Origin of the sequence: Ralstonia sp. 22111, from assembly GCF_052045895.1 — a bacterium.
GTDB classification, from domain to species: domain Bacteria; phylum Pseudomonadota; class Gammaproteobacteria; order Burkholderiales; family Burkholderiaceae; genus Ralstonia; species Ralstonia wenshanensis.
This window is the reverse complement of sequence record NZ_JBQEPR010000012.1, coordinates 109,814-130,982: the sequence shown is the minus strand read 5'-3', so window position 1 is coordinate 130,982 and position 21,169 is coordinate 109,814. Positions and strand designations below refer to the sequence as shown.

The 21,169-nt window shown below is 63.8% G+C and carries 25 protein-coding genes; 11 read left to right on the top strand and 14 right to left on the bottom strand.

What is annotated here, in order from left to right; translation table 11 throughout:
• Positions 1–23: 23 nt before the first annotated feature.
• Both ACTJK4_RS23475 and ACTJK4_RS23470 read right to left on the bottom strand, forming a co-directional pair.
• Complete coding sequence (locus tag ACTJK4_RS23475) at positions 24–329, bottom strand: recombinase-like helix-turn-helix domain-containing protein (RefSeq protein ID WP_260804164.1); 306 nt, start codon at positions 327–329, stop codon at positions 24–26.
• A gap of 182 nt (positions 330–511) precedes the next feature.
• Positions 512–1,078 carry a TetR/AcrR family transcriptional regulator gene (locus ACTJK4_RS23470; RefSeq protein WP_260804165.1) on the bottom strand — a complete coding sequence of 189 codons (567 nt, stop codon included), beginning with the start codon at positions 1,076–1,078 and terminating at the stop codon, positions 512–514.
• A gap of 152 nt (positions 1,079–1,230) precedes the next feature.
• Here ACTJK4_RS23470 and ACTJK4_RS23465 point away from each other — a divergent pair, with 152 nt between their 5' ends.
• Positions 1,231–1,569, top strand: a complete 339-nt coding sequence (locus tag ACTJK4_RS23465) for an AraC family transcriptional regulator (protein ID WP_322018975.1) — start codon at positions 1,231–1,233, stop codon at positions 1,567–1,569.
• A 48-nt stretch (positions 1,570–1,617) separates the two neighbouring features.
• Here ACTJK4_RS23465 and ACTJK4_RS23460 read toward each other — a convergent pair whose 3' ends face one another.
• From ACTJK4_RS23460 to ACTJK4_RS23450, 3 genes are all read right to left on the bottom strand, one after another.
• Positions 1,618–2,094, bottom strand: coding sequence for a nuclear transport factor 2 family protein (locus ACTJK4_RS23460; RefSeq protein ID WP_232039312.1), 477 nt, complete (start codon positions 2,092–2,094; stop codon positions 1,618–1,620).
• A 143-nt stretch (positions 2,095–2,237) separates the two neighbouring features.
• Positions 2,238–2,705 carry a GNAT family N-acetyltransferase gene (locus ACTJK4_RS23455; RefSeq protein ID WP_322018974.1) on the bottom strand — a complete coding sequence of 156 codons (468 nt, stop codon included), beginning with the start codon at positions 2,703–2,705 and terminating at the stop codon, positions 2,238–2,240.
• A gap of 420 nt (positions 2,706–3,125) precedes the next feature.
• Positions 3,126–3,377: a DUF2798 domain-containing protein gene (locus ACTJK4_RS23450; RefSeq protein WP_232039310.1), complete on the bottom strand. Its 252-nt coding sequence runs from the start codon at positions 3,375–3,377 to the stop codon at positions 3,126–3,128.
• Positions 3,378–3,483: 106 nt separating this feature from the next.
• Between ACTJK4_RS23450 and ACTJK4_RS23445 the strand changes: the two genes are divergently transcribed.
• The 3 genes from ACTJK4_RS23445 to ACTJK4_RS23435 all read left to right on the top strand — a co-directional run bounded on the left by ACTJK4_RS23445 (position 3,484) and on the right by ACTJK4_RS23435 (position 5,841).
• Positions 3,484–4,404, top strand: coding sequence for a LysR family transcriptional regulator (locus ACTJK4_RS23445; protein ID WP_260804168.1), 921 nt, complete (start codon positions 3,484–3,486; stop codon positions 4,402–4,404).
• An 81-nt stretch (positions 4,405–4,485) separates the two neighbouring features.
• On the top strand, positions 4,486–5,436 hold the full coding sequence (locus tag ACTJK4_RS23440) for an alpha/beta fold hydrolase (protein WP_260804169.1): 951 nt from the start codon (positions 4,486–4,488) through the stop codon (positions 5,434–5,436).
• Positions 5,437–5,532: 96 nt separating this feature from the next.
• The gene (locus tag ACTJK4_RS23435) at positions 5,533–5,841 is read left to right on the top strand and encodes a hypothetical protein (protein ID WP_232039307.1); all 309 of its coding nucleotides are present in this window, start codon (positions 5,533–5,535) and stop codon (positions 5,839–5,841) included.
• A 48-nt stretch (positions 5,842–5,889) separates the two neighbouring features.
• Here ACTJK4_RS23435 and ACTJK4_RS23430 read toward each other — a convergent pair whose 3' ends face one another.
• Complete coding sequence (locus tag ACTJK4_RS23430; protein ID WP_260804170.1) at positions 5,890–6,444, bottom strand: surface-adhesin E family protein; 555 nt, start codon at positions 6,442–6,444, stop codon at positions 5,890–5,892.
• Between the two features lie 65 nt (positions 6,445–6,509).
• Positions 6,510–7,382 (bottom strand): D-amino-acid transaminase, encoded by an 873-nt coding sequence (locus ACTJK4_RS23425; protein WP_260804171.1) that lies wholly within the window; start codon positions 7,380–7,382, stop codon positions 6,510–6,512.
• Positions 7,383–7,546: 164 nt separating this feature from the next.
• On the opposite strand from ACTJK4_RS23425, the gene ACTJK4_RS23420 reads away from it, so the two are divergent.
• Both ACTJK4_RS23420 and ACTJK4_RS23415 read left to right on the top strand, forming a co-directional pair.
• On the top strand, positions 7,547–8,056 hold the full coding sequence (locus ACTJK4_RS23420; RefSeq protein WP_260804172.1) for a GNAT family N-acetyltransferase: 510 nt from the start codon (positions 7,547–7,549) through the stop codon (positions 8,054–8,056).
• Between the two features lie 104 nt (positions 8,057–8,160).
• Positions 8,161–8,502, top strand: coding sequence for a hypothetical protein (locus ACTJK4_RS23415; RefSeq protein ID WP_440476329.1), 342 nt, complete (start codon positions 8,161–8,163; stop codon positions 8,500–8,502).
• Positions 8,503–8,520: 18 nt separating this feature from the next.
• Here ACTJK4_RS23415 and ACTJK4_RS23410 read toward each other — a convergent pair whose 3' ends face one another.
• The 4 genes from ACTJK4_RS23410 to ACTJK4_RS23395 form a co-directional block, all read right to left on the bottom strand.
• A complete protein-coding gene (locus tag ACTJK4_RS23410; protein ID WP_316871930.1) occupies positions 8,521–9,264 on the bottom strand; it encodes an ABC transporter ATP-binding protein in 744 nt (247 codons plus the stop codon).
• Between the two features lie 11 nt (positions 9,265–9,275).
• Positions 9,276–11,102 (bottom strand): branched-chain amino acid ABC transporter ATP-binding protein/permease, encoded by a 1,827-nt coding sequence (locus tag ACTJK4_RS23405; protein ID WP_433868087.1) that lies wholly within the window; start codon positions 11,100–11,102, stop codon positions 9,276–9,278.
• Between the two features lie 4 nt (positions 11,103–11,106).
• Positions 11,107–12,159: a branched-chain amino acid ABC transporter permease gene (locus ACTJK4_RS23400; protein WP_232039300.1), complete on the bottom strand. Its 1,053-nt coding sequence runs from the start codon at positions 12,157–12,159 to the stop codon at positions 11,107–11,109.
• Positions 12,160–12,273: 114 nt separating this feature from the next.
• A complete protein-coding gene (locus ACTJK4_RS23395; protein WP_322018970.1) occupies positions 12,274–13,158 on the bottom strand; it encodes an IclR family transcriptional regulator in 885 nt (294 codons plus the stop codon).
• Between the two features lie 275 nt (positions 13,159–13,433).
• On the opposite strand from ACTJK4_RS23395, the gene ACTJK4_RS23390 reads away from it, so the two are divergent.
• From ACTJK4_RS23390 to prfH, 5 genes are all read left to right on the top strand, one after another.
• The gene (locus tag ACTJK4_RS23390) at positions 13,434–14,393 is read left to right on the top strand and encodes an MBL fold metallo-hydrolase (protein ID WP_433868088.1); all 960 of its coding nucleotides are present in this window, start codon (positions 13,434–13,436) and stop codon (positions 14,391–14,393) included.
• Positions 14,394–14,395: 2 nt separating this feature from the next.
• Positions 14,396–16,075, top strand: a complete 1,680-nt coding sequence (locus ACTJK4_RS23385) for an FAD-dependent oxidoreductase (protein ID WP_433868089.1) — start codon at positions 14,396–14,398, stop codon at positions 16,073–16,075.
• A 17-nt stretch (positions 16,076–16,092) separates the two neighbouring features.
• On the top strand, positions 16,093–16,299 hold the full coding sequence (locus ACTJK4_RS23380) for a DUF2783 domain-containing protein (protein WP_232039297.1): 207 nt from the start codon (positions 16,093–16,095) through the stop codon (positions 16,297–16,299).
• 261 nt (positions 16,300–16,560) lie between these two features.
• Positions 16,561–17,688 (top strand): RNA ligase RtcB family protein, encoded by a 1,128-nt coding sequence (locus tag ACTJK4_RS23375; RefSeq protein ID WP_316871934.1) that lies wholly within the window; start codon positions 16,561–16,563, stop codon positions 17,686–17,688.
• The gene (gene prfH, locus ACTJK4_RS23370) at positions 17,688–18,305 is read left to right on the top strand and encodes a peptide chain release factor H (RefSeq protein WP_316871935.1); all 618 of its coding nucleotides are present in this window, start codon (positions 17,688–17,690) and stop codon (positions 18,303–18,305) included. The genes ACTJK4_RS23375 and prfH overlap by 1 nt, the downstream gene beginning before the upstream one ends.
• Here the strand turns inward: prfH and ACTJK4_RS23365 are convergent.
• The 3 genes from ACTJK4_RS23365 to kduD all read right to left on the bottom strand — a co-directional run bounded on the left by ACTJK4_RS23365 (position 18,302) and on the right by kduD (position 21,165).
• Positions 18,302–19,354, bottom strand: coding sequence for an aldo/keto reductase (locus ACTJK4_RS23365; RefSeq protein WP_414562443.1), 1,053 nt, complete (start codon positions 19,352–19,354; stop codon positions 18,302–18,304). The genes prfH and ACTJK4_RS23365 overlap by 4 nt on opposite strands.
• A gap of 102 nt (positions 19,355–19,456) precedes the next feature.
• Positions 19,457–20,296: a DNA-binding transcriptional regulator KdgR gene (gene kdgR / locus ACTJK4_RS23360; protein WP_322018967.1), complete on the bottom strand. Its 840-nt coding sequence runs from the start codon at positions 20,294–20,296 to the stop codon at positions 19,457–19,459.
• Positions 20,297–20,379: 83 nt separating this feature from the next.
• On the bottom strand, positions 20,380–21,165 hold the full coding sequence (kduD, locus tag ACTJK4_RS23355) for a 2-dehydro-3-deoxy-D-gluconate 5-dehydrogenase KduD (RefSeq protein ID WP_433868090.1): 786 nt from the start codon (positions 21,163–21,165) through the stop codon (positions 20,380–20,382).
• Positions 21,166–21,169: the final 4 nt, after the last annotated feature.

Sequence of the window (21,169 nt, the reverse complement as noted above, 5' to 3'; positions counted from 1 at the left end):
AATCGTGTTGGTCCCAGCCCGGCTCAGGCGCCCAGGCGGCGCATCTCGGCCAGGAATGTGTCTTCCGTCCAGGTCTCGCCGCCGGCGGCATTGCGCGGGCCACGCTCGTTCAGCACGGCGACGATGTCGGCGGGCGTTTGCGCGCCACCCAGGAATGCCGCTTCCAGCGAATCGGCCAATTGGTTCTCATAGGCGGTCGGCTCGGCAGCGCGCGTTTGCCACACCAGATTGGCGACGTGACCAGGGCGCTCGACACGGCCCTTGCCGGCGACGTTGTTCGGAGAAATCGGCTCCCACGGAGCGAGGTCTGGGTTGTATAGCGGTTGCATGTCTGTCGACTCCATCACGTTTCGCTTGTTTTACCTATGAAACGTCTGTTAATATCTGGAACACAGGTGCAACTATAGACCGCGTCTTCGAAATCGCAGATGCGGGATTACCCTATGGTTTCCAAAAAGGAAGACTGCGTCACACGTCGGCCAGGCGGCCGACAAAAGCTTGGGGCATCGAGCTAGCGCAGGCGCGCCAGCAGACGTCGGCCAGCATCGACGACCGAGCGCTCGCCGGTCATCTGGTACCGCACGATCATCCCCTCCACGCATAGCAGCGCTTCTTCGGCGATCGCCTTTGGGCGCGGATAGCCGAGACGCTTGGCCAACTCCGCCAGATAACTCGCCAGTTCGGCCTTATGCAGGACGGCCTTTTCCACCAACTGCGCGTCACCGGTTTCCGTACCGGATTCGGCAACGAGGTTGATGAACGCGCAACCGCGATACGTTTCGGTGTCGAACCACGTGGCCAACACGTCCGCCAGCACGTCGAGGTCAGCACGCCTGGCAAGGCGCGCTTCCGTCGCCTCACGAAACCACGCCATCCACCGTTCGTGTCGTGCATCCAGGAAGGCTGCGATCAAATCGCTCTTTGACGGGAAATGCCGGTACAGCGACATCTTTGCCACGCCCGACTCAGCGATGATTCGGTCGATGCCGGTGGCACGAAACCCTTCCTGCAGGAACAGCCGCTCGGCGGTTTCCATGATGCGATCGCGGGCGGAGAGGATTTCGGCAGTCTTGGCCATGTCGATGAACGTGAAGGCAATGCTTCAGTATGGTCTTGACAGACAGACCTGTCTACTCAATGATGTAGACAGACCTGTCTCATAAAACCGTGACTTCTGCTTTTCCGACCCCTCATGATGATTGCCGCCCTGCTCGAGCGGCGCTCTCGCCGTTGCCGCTGTGGCGCCTGCGGCTGGCAACGGCTTATATCGAAGAGAACCTTGGCAGGTCGGTCCGGCTGGAAGACGTTGCACGGGCGACGGGCCTCACGCGCATGCACTTTGCTGCCCAGTTCCGCGCGGCCACGGGAGTGCGTCCGCACGCGTATCTTTTGCATCGGCGCATCGAGCGCGCCAAGACCTTGCTGATGAGACTGGACGCTACGGTGGTCGAGATCGCGCTGGAAGTCGGCTTTCAGAGCCAGGCGCACTTCTCGACGGTATTCAAGCGGCTCGCGGGCGATAGCCCGTCGACCTGGCGACGACGCGCGCTGGATCAACTGCATGGCTGAATGCACGACGCCCGGCCAAGACCGGGCGCCTCTCTTTGGCCGACCGCGTCACAAACCCAGCGCAGACAACCCCGGGTGATCGTCCGGGCGACGCCCAAGCGGCCAGAAGAACTTACGCTCCTCCGCCTGGATCGGCAGGTCATTGATGCAGGCATAGCGGCGCTGCATCACGCCGTGCTCGTCAAACTCCCAGTTCTCGTTGCCATATGAGCGGTACCAGTTGCCGGAATCGTCATGCCACTCATAGGCAAAGCGCACGGCGATGCGGTTGCCGCCAAAGGCCCACAGTTCCTTGATCAGGCGGTAGTCGAGTTCCTTGCGCCACTTGCGCGTGAGGAACTCGACGATCTGTTCGCGCCCGTTGACGAACTCGGCGCGGTTGCGCCACTGGCTATCCGGCGTGTACGCGAGCGCGACACGCTCCGGGTTGCGGCTGTTCCAGCCGTCTTCGGCCAGACGCACCTTTTCGGTGGCAGATTCGAAGGTGAACGGCGGAACCGGCGGGCGGGTTTCATTGGCAGACATTGGCAACTCCTTGGCAACGGCAATCGTGGAGGCTGCCGCGCCAACGACGCAGCAGCACGCACAGAGTCTGCCCAACCGACTGCCGCACCGATACCAGGAACGCACGGTGTCTTTCGCGAACGCACGATTCCCGCACCGCACGCCTACAGAAATTTGCGATAAACAACGAAGCCGGATTTCTCTGCCACGGTGTCGTAAAGCTTCATCGCCGTGGTGTTCGTTTCGTGGGTCTGCCAGTAGACGCGGGGCAAGCCTGCCTCTGCGGCGCGGCGATAGACCGCCTCGACCAGCGCGCGACCGACGCCCTGCCCGCGTGCCGCTTCGGCGGTGAAAAGGTCTTGCAGATAGCAGCTCATCTGCACCTGCGTGGTACTGCGGTGGAATAGGAAATGCACGATGCCGAGCAATGCGCCCTCCCGCTCGGCAACCAGGGCATAGACCGGCTCGGCTTCATCGAAGAAACGCTGCCAGGTCGTCTGCGTGACGGTGTCAGGCAAGGCTGTTTCGCCCGCGCGTCCGTAAAAGGCGTTGTAGCCATCCCAGAGAGGTTTCCAGGCAGCGAAGTCGTCTTGGCGGATGGGGCGGATCTGCAGGTCGTCGGGTGTGGGCATGGAGGGCTGAATGGAGCGGGTGGCAACGCTCGCGCATTCTGCCAGCCGGCTGCCCTGCGTGCAGCCAGCCTTCCCACCGTTTGGCTTAGCTTGTGCTTCCGTGCCTCGGCTGCCATGTGGGGCGACGCCATGAGCAGCGCGTGTGCAGCGCACCGCCCTAGGGATTGTCCGGAGACAAGTCGTTGCCGGAAGAAAGTTTGCTGAAAGCCTCGACCCACTAAAGTGCGCTCCATGGCCCGGTCACGACCCGGTACCGGGCAGTGCGATCTCCACGCACATCAGCGTCACTACGATAAGGGTCGGGTGTTGTACCAGCCATACCGCCGGACCACACGGGATGTCAGTCCGGCGTCCGCTTCAATCGGTCTTTCCTGCTGTCAACCTTGCAGCCCACCGTCCTCCCGGTGGGCTGTTTTCTTTTCAGGGCTGTGCTGGATTGGGCAACACCAGACGCTGCGTCAGCCGCTGCACCATCGGTGCCGCAATCAGCACGATGGTGAACGCAGCCGGCCAGGCCAGCACGAAGGCATGCGCCCAGCGCGCGAGAAAATCAGGGCTGATACCGGCGTTGATCCAGCCGATCCAGCCGGTCATCAACAGCGACATCAGGCCGGACATCAGCCACGCAAAAATGATACGAAGACGTGTGGGAGTGGAAACTGGCATCGACATGGCGGTTCTCCTTGCAAGCCATCAAATGTGATTGACGGTATGCTAGATAACCGCGTTTCGAGAAACTATAGACGTTTATTGAAACTTAAATTCCAAAAATGGAATCATGCTCGACGATTTGGCCCTCTTTGTTTCCATCGTGGACCTCGGCAGCCTGCAGGCCGCGGCCCGTCATGCCAACCTGCCGCCCGCCACGCTCACGCGGCGCCTGCAGAAGCTCGAGACAGCGCTCGGTTGCCAGCTTCTGCTGCGCAGCGCCCGCAGCCTGAAGCCGACGCAAGAGGGCCAGTTGTACTACGAGCAATGCCGCCCGCTGCTGACGGCGCTTGCGCAAACCACAGCCACGCTCGACGACGATCTCAACCAGGTGAAGGGCACCCTGCGCGTGCTGGCGCCGCTGAACCTGTCGCGCGGGCTGCTCGCACCCGCCTATGCGAGCTTCATGGCGACGTGGCCGGAGATCCGCCTGGAGTTGTTGCTCAGCAATCGCAATGAAGACGTATGGCGGCATGGCGCTGATCTTGCCATCCGCGTCGGCCAGCAGGACGACCCGAAGCTGCGGCAGCGCCGGCTGGGCGTCATCGGGATGGTGTTGGTGGCCTCGCCCGCGTATGTGGCGGAGCATGGTGCCCCGACACATCCGCATGAACTACAACAGCATCAGTTATTGGTGTCGTCGCCGCTGTCGACATGGCGCTTCACCTCACCCGATGGCGAGGAAACCATCGAACTGCAGCCTCATGGCCGCTGCGACCTGAATGACATTGAACTGGGCGTGACGCTGGCGGAAACGGGCCTTGGCCTGCTGTATTGCCCACGCACGCTCTGCCATCAGGCGCTTGAAGCAGGCCGGCTGGTGCGCCTACTGCCGGAATGGCGTACGCCGCAGCGGCCCATCTACGCGGTGTGGCCGCAACAACAGTTGCCACGCAAGGTGAGGACGCTGCTAGAGCATCTGGTGGCCTTCACCGCAGCCACTCCATTGCTGCAGACGGACGCCGCGCCGAGTGCTTCACACGCTGCTTGAAACGGGTAAAAACACGCGTTGTCGCATCTGCCGATCGCGCCGTAGGCTGAGAACTCCCGCGCCAATTTCACTGGAGACCCGATGCACAGCAGCCACGTGGTGCGTTCCGGCAACATTCGCCTGCATGCCCGCATGACCCTGCCCGCCGACGCGTTTGCGCGGCAGCGCCCCGCCATCGTTCTCGTGCATGGCTATCCGGATGACAGTTCCGTCTGGCACGGTGTGCGCGATACCCTGGCGCACGACCGCCGCGTGCTGACCTTCGACGTGCGCGGTGCCGGGTTGTCGGACGCTCCGGCAGATACCACCGGTTACCGCATCCCCGAATTTGTCGACGACCTTGCCGCCGTCGCCGATGCGCTGCTGCCCGGCGAGCGCTTCCATCTGGTCGGGCACGACTGGGGCTCCATCCATAGCTGGGAATCGGTAACGACGGACCGGCTACGCGGGCGCATCGCTTCGTACACATCGATCTCGGGCCCGTGCCTGGACCACGTCGGCCACTGGATGCGCACGCAGCTTGATGCCGGCACATGGACAGCCAAGCGCGCGGTGTGGAAGCAGCGGCTGCAATCGTGGTACGTGGGATATTTCCACCTGCCGCTGGTGCCCGAATGGTCGTGGCGGCTGTGGGTGGCGCGCGCCTGGCCGTGGTGGCTGCACAAGACGGAAGGCATACGCGTCGAAGCGCCGCGCCCGACGCTTGTGCGCGATGCCTGCAACGGCGTGCGCATGTATCGCGCAAATTTCCGCGAGCGCCTCGCCCGCCCCCAGGCGCGTGCACCGCATGCCCCCGTGCAGTTGATCGTGCCCACGCGCGATCGCTACGTCAGCCCCGCCGTGACGCGCGCTGTGGAAGCCTGGGTGTCGCACTACTGGCGTCACGAGGTCGACGCCGGCCATTGGCTGCCCCTGCGTCGCCCCGACTGGGTGGCGGACTGCATCGCGCGCTTTGCCAACTATGTCGAATCAGGCCACGAGCCCGCCGAACTCCAGCAGGCCCGAGTGGCCGGCACGCTGGCACCGGCCTGACGCCCCTAGCGCCACTAGAGGATTGCGCCCAACGCAAACGTTGACGCGCGTGTAACACACTGTAATCATCGTCCGCCACCACGCTGACGGCGCGCCATGACCTGGCGCCCGGACGGCTCGAGCCGCCGCTTCGCGCAAACCGCGTTGCCGGCCATCGATACAAGAAACAGGGACAAGACAATGAAAAGCAAGGTCGTGGTGTACGGCCCGCTCTACGGGAAGTGGTACGCAATTTTGGTCAACGACGGTGTGGCCGCCGAATCCAACCAGTTTGGCTCGTACGAAGCCGCCATGGGCTTCGCGTCACGTCGATATCCGGAGCTTGAGCAGGAGCGACAGCCCTACGCGCGGGGCCGTGAAGAAAGCGAGGACGGAAGCGACAGCCGGGAAGCTGCGCCCATCTGAACGGGAACGTGGCGGGCGGCATTGACACCGCCCTTGCGGACCACAGCGTTAGCGGCCCGCCCCGCAAAAGCGGCCGGCAATCCATTCGAACACGCTGCCTTCGCGCAGCGAGCGGCTTTGTGCCTCGTCGCCGTAGTGGATCTGGTAAAGCGGCTTGCCACTGGCATTGCGCGCGCGATAGAGCGTTTGCGCAATCACCGTGTAGCTATGTCGCGCGCAATCGAGCACCACCTGCTTGACCGAAGAGCGGATCGGCTGCCCATCTGCCGTTTTGATCGTGAAGTCGGGCAGCACGTTGCGCAGCAGTCGGAAGTGCACGGTATGCGAATCGGCATCCGCTTCGGCGCTGGGCTGCGGCTTGACCGACTGCCGGTCGATATACGACACGATGCCATTGATGCTCTCGAACCGGCGCCAGCGGGAATCGGTGCTGGCCGATTCAGGCGCGGGTGCGGCACCGCCCGTCACGGCTTGCGCGGACGCTGTCGGCACTGCCGCCGACGCAGACACGGTTTGTGCGGATACGGGCATCGCTGCCCACTGCGCGGCCACCAGAGCGGTCGCCGCGATGGCGCTTTGCCAGCGCCAGCCTCCTGTTTTCATGGGATATCTCGCCTTGCTACAAAAACTCAGCGGGCGATTCTACCGCGATGGCGCAACCGCTTACATCACATCTGGCCAACGGGCTCGGCAACGTCCACGCCGGCAAAGCGCAGATACAGCGTGCGCAGTGCCTGCGTGAGCGGGCCAGGCTGGCCGTTGCCGATCTGCACGCCATCGATGAACACCACCGGCATCACGAACGTCGACGCGCTCGTATAGAACGCTTCGGCGGCTTGCTGGGCTTCTGCCACGGTAAAGGTGCGTTCCTCCAGCGTCAGGCCATGTTCGCGCGCCAGCGCCAGGATCGACACGCGCGTGATGCCCGGCAGCACGGCGTTCGACAGCGGCCGCGTAATTAACCGCTGATCTGCGGTGATGATGAACGCGGTCGACGACGCGCCCTCGGTCACGCGGTCGCCGTCGGTCATCCAGGCTTCGTGCGCACCGGCGCGGGCAGCGATCTGCTTGGCCATGACCTGCGGCAACAGGCCAACGCTCTTGATGTCGCAACGCTTCCAGCGCAGGTCGGGCACCGTCACCACGGTTGCGCCCTTCTTCGCCAGCGGGCTGTTGACGATGGATTTGACCTGCGTGAACGCCACGGCCGTCGGCGTGATATCTGCGGGGATGCCGAAATCGCGCTCGGCCACGCCGCGCGTGACCTGCATGTAGACCACGCCCTCTTCCAGGCCGTTGCGCGCCACCAGCTCTTCGCACACACGCGTCCATTCGGCCGCGGTGTATGGGTTCTCGATGCCGATCTCGGACAGCGAGCGCGTCAGGCGGGCGAGGTGCGCGTCGTTGTCGACGAGCTTGCCGCGCGCCACGGCGGTCACCTCATAGATGCCATCGGCAAAGGTGAAGCCGCGATCCATGACAGAGACGGTGGCTTCGGCGGCCGGCACGTATTGGCCGTTCAGGAAGATGATTCGGGACATGCTGGGAGAAGGAATTCAGGTGCGGGCGGGACTGCCCTGCCAACGAATCTACAGGATACGTGCGCCATGCCGCGAATACCGATGTGTGCCCACGTTATGCGAAAACAGCATGATGCACGGAACCCCTCCGTTAAACTCTGCCGTTTTTCAGCAGTCGCGCGCCAGTGTCCCAACTCACCATCCGCCCGATCGTTGCAGACGACCTGCCCGGCATCCTGGCCGTGCAGCAGGCGTGCTACGGCGACGCGTTTCTGGAACCGGGCCATGCGCTTGCCAGCCGCTGGGCGCGCAGTCCGGCCCTGTGCCTCGTCGCACTGCGTGGGTCTGAAGTGGTCGGGTACCTGCTCTCGCATGCGTGGCACGCATGGGCACCGCCCAAATTGCACGTGCCGCTGCCCGACACCGATGCAACGGATGTTCTCTGGTTCGTGCATGACATGGCTATCGCACCGGAGGGCCGTGGCCAGCGTTTGGGCGAGCGGCTTTACACGATGGCATGCGCCAGCGCCCGGGCTCAAGGTCTGGGCCAATCCCGGCTGGTAGCGGTGCAAGGCGCGGATGGCTTCTGGCGCCGCCTGGGTTATCGGCCTGCTGACATGGACAGCGCCGCGTGGGCAGCCCTGCGCGCCATCTACGGTGAAGACGCTGAATTGATGGAACGCGCACTGCCATGAGCGCCCCTCGCGTCCCTCCGTTACAATTTGCAACATCCGTATATCTTCTGTAAGACTGCGCGCGCCCCGTTCCACTACAGTGCGACGTCTTGAGGAATTCCTACATGCATAAGAACTTCGCGCTGTACGTGCTGGCAGCCGCTGCCGCGCTGTCGTCACAGGCGGCTCTGGCCCGCGTCAATGTCGACATCGGAATCGGCGCGCCTGTTGCGCCGGTCTATGTCGAGCCCGCGCCGGTCTATGCTCCAGCGCCGGTGTACGCACCGCCCCCGCCGCCGGCCTACTACGCGCCGCCACCGGTCTATGTCGCGCCGCAGCCGGTTATCGTTGCGCCTGGCTACTACGACGATGGCCGCGGCCGCGAATGGCAGGAACGCCAATGGCGCGAACAACGCTGGCGCGAGCGTGAATGGCGCAAGCACCATCGTCATGACGACGACGATTGATCCTGCGCACGGCCGCGCTCAGGCGGCCTTCTTCGCCAGGCCCAGGTAGGTCTCGATCACGCGCGGGTTGACGGCCAGTTCCTGCGCCGGGCCTTCGAGCGTCATGTCGCCCGTTTCCAGCACATAACCGTAGTCGGCCACCTGCAACGCAGCGCGTGCGTTCTGCTCGATCAGCAGCGTTGCCACGCCGGTTTTGCGCAGGTCGCTGATGATGTGGAAGATCTCTTTGACGATGAGCGGCGCGAGGCCGAGGCTCGGCTCATCCAACATCAGCAACTGGGGCTTGGCCATCAATGCGCGACCCACGGCCAGCATCTGGCGCTCGCCCCCAGAGAGGGTGCCGGCCTCCTGCGCGCGCCGCTCTTTCAGGCGCGGGAACAGGTCGTACACCATCTCCATCTGATCGAGGTAGTTGCGCTCGCCCGCACGCTTGCGGCGGTACGCGCCGAGCACGAGGTTGTCTTCCACGCTCATGGTGGCAAACAGCTCGCGCTTTTCCGGGACGAGGCACATACCGCGTGCCACGCGCTTTTCGACCGGCAGACCGGTCAGGTTGTGGCCGAGATACGAGACCACGCCGCTGGCCGAACCGGAGGTCGGTAGTGCGCCCATGATGGCGCCCAGCATCGTCGATTTGCCCGCGCCGTTCGGGCCGATAACCGTCACGATCTGGCCCGCTCCCACCTTCAGGTTGGCGCCATGCAGCGCCTCCACCTTGCCATAGCGGACGTGCAGGTCCTTCACTTCCAAGATGACAGACATGCGCGCTCTCCTTATTCCACGCCGCCCAGATAGGCATCCAGCACGGCGGGGTTCTGCTGCACTTCCTGCGGCAGCCCTTCGGCAATCTTGGTGCCGAATTCCATAACGACCAGCCGATCGGTGAGATTCATGACGAAGTCCATGTCGTGCTCAACCAGCAGCACGCTCATGCCTTCGGCTTTCAGCTTGGTGAGCAGCGCAGCCAGCGCCTGCTTTTCCTTGTAGCGCAGGCCGGCGGCCGGCTCATCCAGCAGCAGCAGCGCCGGATCGCAGCACAGTGCACGGGCGATTTCCAGAATGCGTTGCTGGCCCAGCGCCAGGCTGCCGGCTTCCTGATACATGCAATCGGCCAAGCCGACGCGTTCCAGTTGGCGGCGCGCTTCAAACAGGAGCTTTTGCTCTTCGGCCTGGTTCATGCGCACCACGCTGGCGAGCACGCCGCCCTGCGCCGCGAAGTCGCCCCGCAGGTGGGCGCCAAGCGCTACGTTTTCCAGCACGGTCATGCCCGAGAGCAATTGCACATGCTGGAAGGTACGGCCGATGCCGCGTTTGACGATCTCGCGCGAAGGCATGCCGCTGATGTGCTCGCCGCGGTAGAGCACCTCACCACGCGTGACCGGCAGCACGCCTGTCACGAGGTTGAAGGTGGTCGACTTGCCCGCGCCATTGGGGCCGATCAGGCCGACGATCTCGCCGGCTTTCACCTGGAAGCTGACGTCGTTCACGGCAACCAGGCCGCCAAACTCCTTGCGTGCAGAGCGTACGTCGAGGATCAGCTCGCCGGCATGCGGCTTCTCGCGCTGCTTCAGCGCCGGTGCGTCGTCGGGTGCACGGGCCGTCGGCGCCGATGGAAACAGCTTGCGGATGAACGGCCATACGCCGTCACGCGCGTACTGCAGCAACAGCACAAGCAGCACGCCGAACACAATGATCTCGAAGTTGCCGTTGGAGCCCAGCAGCTTCGGCAGAATGCTTTGCAGGCTGTCTTTCAGGATGGTCAGCAAGCCCGCGCCAAGCACCGCGCCCCACACGTGGCCCACGCCACCGACCACCGCCATGAACAGGTATTCGATACCGTAGTTCAGACCGAACGGCGTCGGGTTCACCGCGCGCTGCAGATGCGCATAGAGGAAGCCCGAAATGCACGCCAGCACCGCCGCAAACACGAAGATCACCACCTTCATCCACGCCGTGTTCACGCCCATGGCTTCGGCCATCGTGCCGCCACCCTTGAGCGCGCGGATAGCCCGGCCCGGGCGCGAATTCAGCAGGTTCTGCACCGCCAGCACTGCCACCACGACGACGGCCCAGATCAGATAGAACATCTCGCGCCCGGTCTGCAACGATTTGCCGAGCACGTTCAGCACCGGAATGCCGTTCAGCCCGTCGTACTTGCCCAGGAATTCCAGGTTGCCGAACAGGAAGAACAACGAGAGGCCCCACGCAATCGTCGCCAGAGGCAGGTAGTGGCCCGACATGCGCATCGTGATCAGGCCGATCACATAGGCGCTGACCACGGTGATGACGATCCCGGCCAGCAAGCCGATCCACGGCGACACACCATACTGCGTCGTCAGATACGCTGTGCTGTACGCACCCAGACCAACGAACGCCGCCTGCCCGAACGATGTCAGGCCGCCCACCCCTGTCAGCAGCACCAGCCCCAGCGCTACAAGGCTGTAGAGCCCGATGTAATTCAGCAGCGTGATCCAGAATTCGGGCGTGGGCACGATCGGAATCAACGCAAGCACAACCACAAAGAAGGCGGTCAGCACGCGATTGCGCGAAAGCCAGTTGCGCTGCGCAGGGCCTTCGGAAGATTTGGTCAGCGTGTTCATCGGCTTATTCCTCTTCCTCGACATGCTTGGTGGTGAGCGATCGCCACAGCAGCACGGGAATGATGAGCGTAAATACGATCACCTCCTTGAACGCCGACGCCCAGAACGACGAATACGACTCCAACAGCCCCACCAGCAGCGCGCCCAGCGCCGCCACCGGATAGCTCACGAGCCCACCCACGATCGCGCCCACAAACCCCTTCAGGCCGATCAGGAAACCGGACTCGTAGTAGACCGTGGTGAGCGGTGCAATCAGGATGCCGCACAGCGCGCCAAGCGCCGCCGCAAGCGTGAAAGCCAATCGCCCCGCCTGTGTGGTGCCAATGCCGACGAGCCGCGCACCCAGCCGGTTTACCGCCGTCGCCCGCAGCGCCTTGCCCGACACCGTGCGGCCAAAGTAGAAGTACAGCGCCACAATCATCAGCACCGATACAGCCACCACCCAGAGGCTCTGGCCCGACACGGTGAGCGCACCCAGATCAAAGCGCGCATCGGAGAACGGATCCGTGCGCGAACCTTCCGCGCCGAACATCACGAGGCCGAGGCCCACCATCGCAAAGTGCACGCCCACCGAAACGATCAGCAGCACCAGCGTGCTGGCTTCGGCCAATGGCTCGTAGGCCAGGCGGTAGATCATGGGGCCCATTGGAATGACGATCAGCAGTGTCAACGCAACCTGCACAGGCATGGGCAACGTCATCGGTGCAAGCATGCTGGCGGCGATGTACACCGCAATCGGAAAGACCAGGTATTTGACCGCATAGATGGCGCCTGTGCGCAGCGCATGCAGACGCAGTTCGGGTTGCAGCAGCGTGCGGCCCATCTCGACGAGGAACGTCAGCACACCCAGCGCAACCAGCATGCTGGCCGACAGGGGCGCCTTGTTGGCCTGGATGGCCGCCAGCGTGAGCGCGCCATACGCCACGAATTCGCCCTGCGGGATGAAGATCACGCGCGTGACGGAAAACACCAGCACGAGCGCCAGCGCCAGCAGCGCGTAGATCGCGCCCGATGTCACGCCGTCTTGCGCCAGGATGGCGGCAATCGACAAGTCCATGAAGCTCCTCGTTCTTGTAGTCGTGGAGTTCGCGCCGGATGTGGACCGGGCAAGGGGGCGCCACGAGTTACGAGATAGTAAATTTCTTACGACAGGATGAAATTGGCGACAACCCTAACGCGTCGCCCTGCTCCGCCGGTTGCTGGCCTTGGCGGGGCTGACCGCGGGCGCCTGCAGCATGGCAGACAGGCGCATCACGAACGTGCGCAGCGTGTGCTCCAGCTCACCACCGCGCTGCGCGTGAAACAGGGGTTGCAGATTCAGCGCAATCAACACCAGCACAAGCTGCCCGCGCGCACCAAACACCGGCAGCGACAGCGCGTTGACGCCCGGCAGCAGGCTGCCCGTGACCCATGATGCGCCTTCAGTCCGGACGTCTTCGCACAGACGGTAGTACTCGGTAAGCGAACGCGGCAGCCCGGGCAAGTCGTCGCCAGCACGCTCGTGCAGTTCCCGTTCTACGAGCGGCAGCGTCTGTTCCATCGGCTGATACGCGCCGAACAGGCGGCCGGTAGCGGAATTGAGCATCGGCAACACGTCGCCAATGCGCAGGTTCACGCCAGGCGCGCCGCCAGCCTTCTCCCAATGCACGACGGTCGGGCCACGATCGCTCCACACGGCAATGCCGATGGTGTGGCCGGTCTGGTCTCGCAGGCCGGCCAGCAAAGGCCGCGTGCGGACGATGGCATCGGAGCGATTGAGGCTGGCCAGGCCCAGGCGAAGTGCAAAGGGCCCGAGTTCGTAGCGGCCGGTCAGCGGATCCTGCGACACGGCCCCCACGCGCTGCAGGCTCACCAGATAACGATGCGCCTTGGATGGATGCATCCCCGCCGCGCGTGCCAGATCGCCGAGCGCCATCGCCCGCATGGCACGCGTCAACGCCACCAGTAATTGAGAGCCGACTTCGATGGATTGGATGCCCGAGCGGTCACGGCTTGCGCGCGCGTCTTCTGCATCGCCATCGGGTGGCAGGTCGTCTTCGACTTCCGTGGTCTCCATGTCTCGGGGCGCGTTGGCTGCGGCTGGGCCGACAAAGTGCTGCGAGCGTAGCACGCAGCTTTGCTTTCACGGCCAGTTTTGATTTTTATGCATTGTATAAATCATGCTTCTAATCATAATTCACGTATACCCTAGGCGCGTCTCCCGACCCTGCGGTCTATGATTGCCAGCGTTCGGCATGGCTTGGTATCAGTCACCCCAACCCAGATTTTCCGGGCCCTGCACGTTGAAAACCAATTCCCCCAACCGTAATCAACTACACCAGGAGTGACAGAATGGCCAAAGCCTTCGCCTCGCAAGCCGACCTCGAGGCCAAACAAGTCACCTTCACCCAGCTCTCCCCCAACGCTTACGCCTACACCGCCGAGGGCGACCCCAACTCTGGCGTCATCATCGGCGACGACTCGGTGTTGATCGTCGACACCACCGCCACGCCCGCGATGGCGCAAGACCTGATCGCTCGCATCCGCGCCATCACCGACAAACCGATCAAGCACGTGGTGCTGTCGCACTATCACGCCGTACGCGTGCTCGGCGCGTCAGCCTACTTTGCCGAAGGCGCGCAGAACATCATTGCCAGCCGCGGCACGTACGAAATGATCGTCGAGCGCGGTGAAGCGGATATGAAATCCGAAATCGAACGCTTTCCGCGCCTGTTCGCGGGCGTTGAAACCGTGCCCGGGCTGACGTGGCCGACGCTGGTGTTCGAGCGCGAGCTGACACTGTTCCTGGGCAAGTTGGAAGTGAAGATCCTGCACCTCGGGCCCGGCCACACGAAGGGCGACACGGTGGTGTGGATTCCGTCGCAGAAGGTGCTGTTCTCCGGCGACCTCGTCGAATACGACGCTGCCTGCTACTGCGGTGACGCCCAACTCGAAGAATGGCCCGCCACGCTGGATGCACTGCGCGCGCTCGGCGCCGACAAGCTCGTGCCCGGCCGCGGCCCCGCGTTGCTCAATCCAGCCGAAGTCGACAAGGGTCTCGCCTATACGCGGGATTTCGTGTCCACGCTGCTGCAACGTGGCAAGGAAGCCGTCGCGCAAAAGATGGACCTGAAGGCCGCCATGGCGCACACCCGCGCAGCCATGGACCCGAAGTTCGGCAACGTCTTCATCTATGAGCACTGCCTGCCGTTTGACGTGACGCGTGCCTTTGATGAGGCCTGCGGCATCAAGCACCCGCGCATCTGGACAGCCGAGCGCGACAAGGAAATGTGGGCTGCCCTGCAAGGCTGAACATGAATCCCGACTTCCAGAACCGCGTCTTCCCGTATGCGCCGTGCGCCGAGCAGGAGCCCGGCGCGGCACCGGCGGCCCGCCCCGTCGTCATCGTAGGCGCCGGGCCGGTGGGGTTGGCCACGGCCATCGATCTGGCGCAGCAAGGTGTGGCCGTGGTCGTCGTCGACGACGATTGCACGCTGTCCACCGGCTCGCGCGCGATCTGCTTCTCCAAGCGGTCATTGGAGATTTTCGATCGGCTCGGCTGCGGCGACTGCATGGTCGACAAGGGCGTGAGCTGGAACGTCGGCAAGGTCTACCTGAAGAACGAACTGCTCTACAGCTTTGACCTGCTGCCAGAAACCGGCCACCGCCGGCCAGCGTTCATCAATCTGCAGCAGTACTACGTGGAAGGCTTTCTTGTTCAACGCGCGCAAGCCTTGCCGAACATCGAGCTGCGCTGGAAGAACAAGGTGACGGGCCTCACGCAGGATGCCGACGGCGTAACGCTCACCATCGAGACACCCGACGGCACGTACGAGCATCGGGCGCAATACGTGGTCGCCGCCGATGGCTCGCGCAGCCCGGTACGCCACATGATGGGCCTCGAAGCCCGCGGCCAGACGTTCAAAGACCGCTTCCTGATCGCCGACGTGCGCATGGATGCGCCCTTCCCCAGCGAGCGCTGGTTCTGGTTTGATCCGCCGTTCCACCCAAATCAATCGGTGCTGCTGCACCATCAGCCCGACAACGTCTGGCGCATCGACTTCCAGCTCGGCTGGGACGCCGACCCCGTAGCCGAGAAGCAACCCGAGCGCGTCATCCCACGCGTGCGCGCATTGCTGGGGGAAGGCGTCGACTTTGAGCTGGAATGGGTCAGCGTCTATACGTTTTCGTGCGAACGCATGGATCGGTTCCGCCACGGCCGCGTGCTCTTTGTCGGCGATGCGGCGCATCGTGTGTCGCCATTCGGCGCGCGCGGTGCCAACAGCGGCTTGCAGGATGCCGAGAACCTCGCGTGGAAATTGCGCATGGTGCTGGCCGGCGATGCGCCGGACACACTGCTCGACACGTACGCGAGCGAGCGCGAGTTCGCCGCCGACGACAATATCCGCCACTCCACCCGCTCAACCGACTTCATCACGCCCAAGAGCGCGGTCAGCCGGCTCTTTCGCGATGCCACGCTGCGCCTAGCGAAGCACTATCCGTTTGCGCGAACGCTGGTCAACAGCGGGCGGCTCTCGATGCCGACGGTGCTTGAAGGTTCTCCATTGCAGACAAAGGATGACGCGCCCTTCGCCTGCGCACTCGTGCCCGGTGCGGTCGCACTTGACGCGCCAGTGCGCAATGCCGATGGCGGTGCCGATTGGCTGCTCAGTCATCTGCACGGCGGCTTCATGGCGCTACGTTTCTGCGAGGCGGGAGAACACGTCGATGCGCTGCCGCTGCCTACGCTGGCCGTCTTCCCGGTTGGCGGCATGGGCACGGCCTCTGCCAACGTGGCCGCGCTGGAAGACATCGACGGGCTGGTCGCGCAACGCTATGACGCACGCCCCGGCACGATTTACTTGATCCGCCCCGACCAGCACGTCTGTGCACGCTGGCGCGCGCTTGAGCCTGCCAAGCTGGCCGCTGCGTTGCTTCGTGCCACCGGGCAAACTGCGCCTGCGGCAACGCCGCACGCCACTGTCTCTGCCTGAGCTGAATGCCGACCGCCATGCCGCTGAACACGCAACCCAACCTACCGCGCCCCGATGACTTCTACGAGGCGCTGATCGACGCGCATCGCAACCTGAACGATGAGCACAGCGCGATGCTCAACGCGCAGCTCATCCTGCTGCTCGCAAACCATATCGGCGACATGGCGGTATTGCGCGAAGCGCTGAAAGCCGCGCGACTTGCATTGCCAGCCGCCGCCACCTGAGCGCTGTCGCGTTTCAACAATCCAACACTTACGTTTGATCGTACTTGCGAGTGCGCAAAGCGCGGTGCTAGTATCCGCCCCGCTTACCGATCAACCATTTTGCATAGGAGGAAAAAACATCATGCGTCACCTTGCCTTCCCCTTTGCAGGCCCTTGCCTGGGTTGATCGAACCTCTCGCGCTGTAGTTCGCAGCGTCTTCGCATTGCCCCGGCCTACGGCCTGCCACATCAGTTTTTTTTCAAACCTGATATGGACCATTCATGGGCAATTGCATCTTGCATTTGTTCGACGGCGTCTCCCTGATCGCCTCGGACGACACCTGGATCGAAGGCGACGCGATCCGACAACTTCAAACAGCCAAAGCACTCGACGGCATGCGTCACGTGGCAGGCATGCCCGACTTGCATCCGGGTCGCGGCTACCCCGTCGGCGCTGCGTTTTTCTCGGTCGACCGCTTGTATCCGGCATTGATCGGCAATGACATCGGGTGCGGCATGACGCTGTGGGCCACCGATCTCGACGCCAACAAGATCAGCCTGGACAAGCTTGAAAAGCGTCTTGGAAACATCGACGGGCCGCTGGACGAAAGCTGGAGCGAACTGGCTGCTTCGTTGGCGCCGCATGGCACCGGCTTCGATGCCGCGCTTGGCACCATCGGCGGAGGCAACCACTTTGCCGAGCTACAGCGCATTGACGAGATCTACGACGCAGAGGAACTGCCGCTCGACCCGCGCCAGCTTCTGCTGCTTGTGCATAGCGGCTCGCGTGGGCTTGGCCAGGCCATCCTCGATGAGCACGTGCGCGCATATGGGCATGCCGGGCTCGCACAGGACGATGCGGCGTGCGGCGCCTATCTGACGCGCCACGAGACGGCGCTGCGCTTTGCGAGGGCCAACCGCGAACTGATCGCACGCCGCATGCTCGACCGCCTGCACGCGCACGGTAAAGCGCTGCTCGACGTGCATCACAACTTTGTCGCACCGGCCACGGTGTTTGGCGAGCACGGCTGGCTGCATCGCAAGGGCTCGACGCCGTCGGATGCCGGCGTGGTCGTCATTCCCGGTTCGCGTGGCGATTACAGCTACCTCGTCGCGCCACGCCCGAGCGAGCACGGCTTGTTTTCGCTCGCTCACGGCGCGGGCCGCAAATGGATGCGCAGCGAGTGCAAAGACCGGCTCGTCCGCCGCTTCACGCCGGCGCAGCTCAACCGCACCAAGCTCGGCGGCCACGTCATCTGCGCAGACAAGCAGTTGATCTACGAAGAGGCGCCCGAGGCCTACAAGGCCATCGACAGCGTCATCGCGCCGCTGGTGGATGCCGGCCTGGTCAAGGTGCTCGCGCGCCTGCGCCCGGTGCTGACGTACAAGACGCGCGGGGAGTGCTGCTGATGGTGCTATTGCAACTCTCTTCTGCGCAAGGTCCGGCCGAATGCGAACTGGCTGTGGTGAAAGCGCTCGCGCAACTGCAACGCGAAGCCGCAGACGCTGGCGTCAAACTCGAGCTGCTGGAACAGGAGGATGGAGAGCGCGCTGGTACGCTGCGTTCAGCCTTGATCAGCCTGGAAGGTGACACTGAAGACGCCGTGGCGCGAGCATGGGAAGGCACGATCCAGTGGACATGCCCGAGCCCGTATCGGCCACGGCACGCGCGCAAGAACTGGTTCTTTGGGGTGGCGCGCTGTGCGGCGCCATCGGCAACGCTGCCGAGCGAGATCCGCTTCGAGACCACGCGTTCGTCGGGCCCCGGCGGCCAACATGTCAACAAGACGGAGTCGGCCGTACGGGCCACCCATATCGCCACGGGCATCAGCGTGAAGGTGCAGACGGAGCGCAGCCAGTACGCCAACAAACGGCTGGCCGTGCTGCTGCTCGCTCACAAGCTGGCGGACCACGATGCGGCTGCCGATGCGGCACAGCGTGCGCAACGGCGCGCGCTCCATCATCAGGTGGAGCGCGGCAACCCGCACCGTGTGTTCAAAGGCGAACGTTTTGAGCCGGCAGACTAGCGACCGGCCTGCCGCATTCCGGCAAGCTGGCCACGCCGGTACTCACCTTGCCGCTCCAGCATCCAACCCGGGTATTCGGGCGGCAGCTTGCTCAGCTCATCGAGCTGCGCCAGTTCGTCCGCCGTCAGCTCAACCTTGGTGGCCGCGATGTTGTCGTCGAGCTGCTCGATCTTCTTGGCGCCGACGATCACTGTCGTCACCGCACGCTGATGCAGCAGCCAGGCGAGCGCAATCTGCGCGACCGACACACTGCGCGCAGTGGCCATGACGCGCATGGCGTCGACACAGGTGTAGGCACGCGCACGGTCCACCGGTGGGAAGTCGAACTTGTTGCGGCGGCTGTCTTGCTCGCCGTGCTGTTCGCGCGTGTATTTGCCGCTGAGCAGGCCGCCAGCCAGCGGGCTCCATACCATCAGGCCGAGGCCTTCGCTTTTGAGCATCGGCACCAGTTCGCGCTCGAGGTCGCGGCCCGCGACCGTGTAATACGCCTGCAGGCTTTCGAAACGTGCGCAGCCCAGCCGCTCGGCAATCCCCAACGCCTTGACGATCTGCCAGGCCGCCCAATTCGATACGCCCACATAGCGCACGTGGCCATGCTGGACAAGCGTGTCGAGCGCTCGCACGGTTTCTTCGATGGGCGTAGCGGGGTCGAAACCATGGATCTGATAGAGATCGATATGGTCGAGCTGCATCCGTTTCAGGCTCGCTTTGATGCCGTCCATGATGTGCAGGCGTGAGGCGCCGCGTGCGTTCACGCTGTCGCCGGTCTGGCCGAACACCTTGGTGGCGACGACCACGCTGTCGCGCGGCACTTTCAGGTTCTTGAGCGCCTGCCCCGTCATCTGTTCAGCGACGCCGTTGGCGTATACATCGGCCGTATCGATGAAATTGATGCCGGCGTCGAGCGCGCGCCCGATCAGGCGCTCAGCGTCGGCTTGCTGCAAATCACCGATGTGCTGCCAGATGCCGTCGTTGCCGCCGAAGGTCATCGTGCCCAGGCACAGCTCCGATACAAACAGGCCAGTCCGGCCCAGTTGGTTGTAACGCATGTGATCGACTCCAATACGGTGGGAATGGAATGCTGAGCGCACAGGCTCAGATGCGGGAAACAACGCAGAGGATAGGACGGACTGGCTAATCCTGCAGCGCCCTCAGTGGGACGCAGGATGGTGGCCCAGGCGCGAAGAGATGGCCGCACCGGCCTGCTGCAGCAGCGCGACGTAGTGCGCTTTGGTGTCGGCGCCGCAACGCATGGTCGGGAACGAGATCGACAGCCCCGCAATCACGCGGTCAAAACGATCGAACACCGGCACCGCAATGCACAGCAGACCGTCTTCCTGCTCTTCGTTGTCTTCGCCAAAACCTTGCTGGCGCACGCGCGGCAGGATGCTCAGCACGGCCTCGGCGGAGGCGAGCGTCTTCTGCGTGGACTTCTTGAACTCCACCTTCGACAGCACCTCGCGCGCCTCTTCCGGCGGCATGTATGCCAGCAGCACCTTGCCGATGGCCGTGCTGTGCAGCGGATTGCGCCGGCCGATGCGTGACTGCATGCGCAAGCCGTAATCGGCATCGATCTTGTGGATGTAGATGATGGCGTCTTCGTCAAAGGCGCCCAGGTGGACCGCCTCGCGCGTGAGCTGACCGATGCGCCGCATCTCGGTGTCAGCCTCACGGACGAGGTCGACGTTTTCCAGCGCCTTGGCGCCAAGCTCGAACAGGCGGATGGTCAGCCGGTATCGATCGGTGTCGCCTTCCTGCGCGACATAGCCGAGGCCTTTGAGCGTCTGCAGGAAGCGGTGCACGGTCGTCTTGGACATACCCAACCGCTGCGACAACTCGCTCGGGCCGACGGCGCCAAGCTCGCCCATCGCGGCCAGGATGGTGAACACCTTGTCGACCGCAGAGACCGACTCGGCCTTATCGGCACCGGCATCAACGGGTTCATTGTCGGACGGGTCTTCCGGCTTGCGTTGCCGGGGCGTGGCTTTCATCTCTCGTGGTTCCGTGATTTCAAAATCTGGAGAGAGCATAACCGGTCTCATACCGCGTTCCACCTATCCACTTGCCGACTTGACTATCGCGCCAGCCAGCCGCCGTCCACCGCCAGCGTGTGGCCGTGCACGTAGTCCGATGCGGCCGAAGCCAGAAACACCACCGCGCCCGCCAAGTCGTCCGGCACGCCCCAGCGCCCGGCCGGAATGCGCGCGAGGATCTCTTCGCTGCGCTGCCGGTCTTCACGCAATTGCGCTGTGTTGTCGGTTTCCATGTAACCGGGCGCGATGGCGTTGACGTTGATGCCGCGCCCCGCCCACTCGTTGGCCAGCAGCCGGGTCAGCCCCAGCACACCGCTCTTCGATGCCGTATAAGACGGCACGCGAATGCCGCCCTGGAACGACAGCATCGATGCCACGTTGATGATCTTGCCGCGCCCGCCTTGTTGCACGAACTGCCGCGCCACCGCCTGCGAGAGAAAGAACACGCCCTTGAGGTTGACGTCGATGACTGCATCCCAATCGGCTTCGGAAAATTCGAGCGCATCGCAGCGGCGGATGATGCCCGCGTTGTTGACGAGGACGTCGACGCGGCCGAAGGTGTCCATCGCAGCTTCGACAATACTGCCGATCGGCTCCAGCGAAGACAGATCGGCTCGCACGTCGACGAATCGGCGGCCGGCCGCTTCCACGCGCGCGGCCGTCTCCGCTGGGTCGGAGCGGTTGGCGCCGACGATGTCGCAACCAGCTGCCGCGAGCGCCGTCGCCATGCCCGCGCCCAACCCCGTGTTGCTACCGGTGACGATGGCCACCTTGCCGGTCAGGTCGAACAGGCTTGCGCTCTGGAGATAGGGATTCTCGAGCCGCATGGTC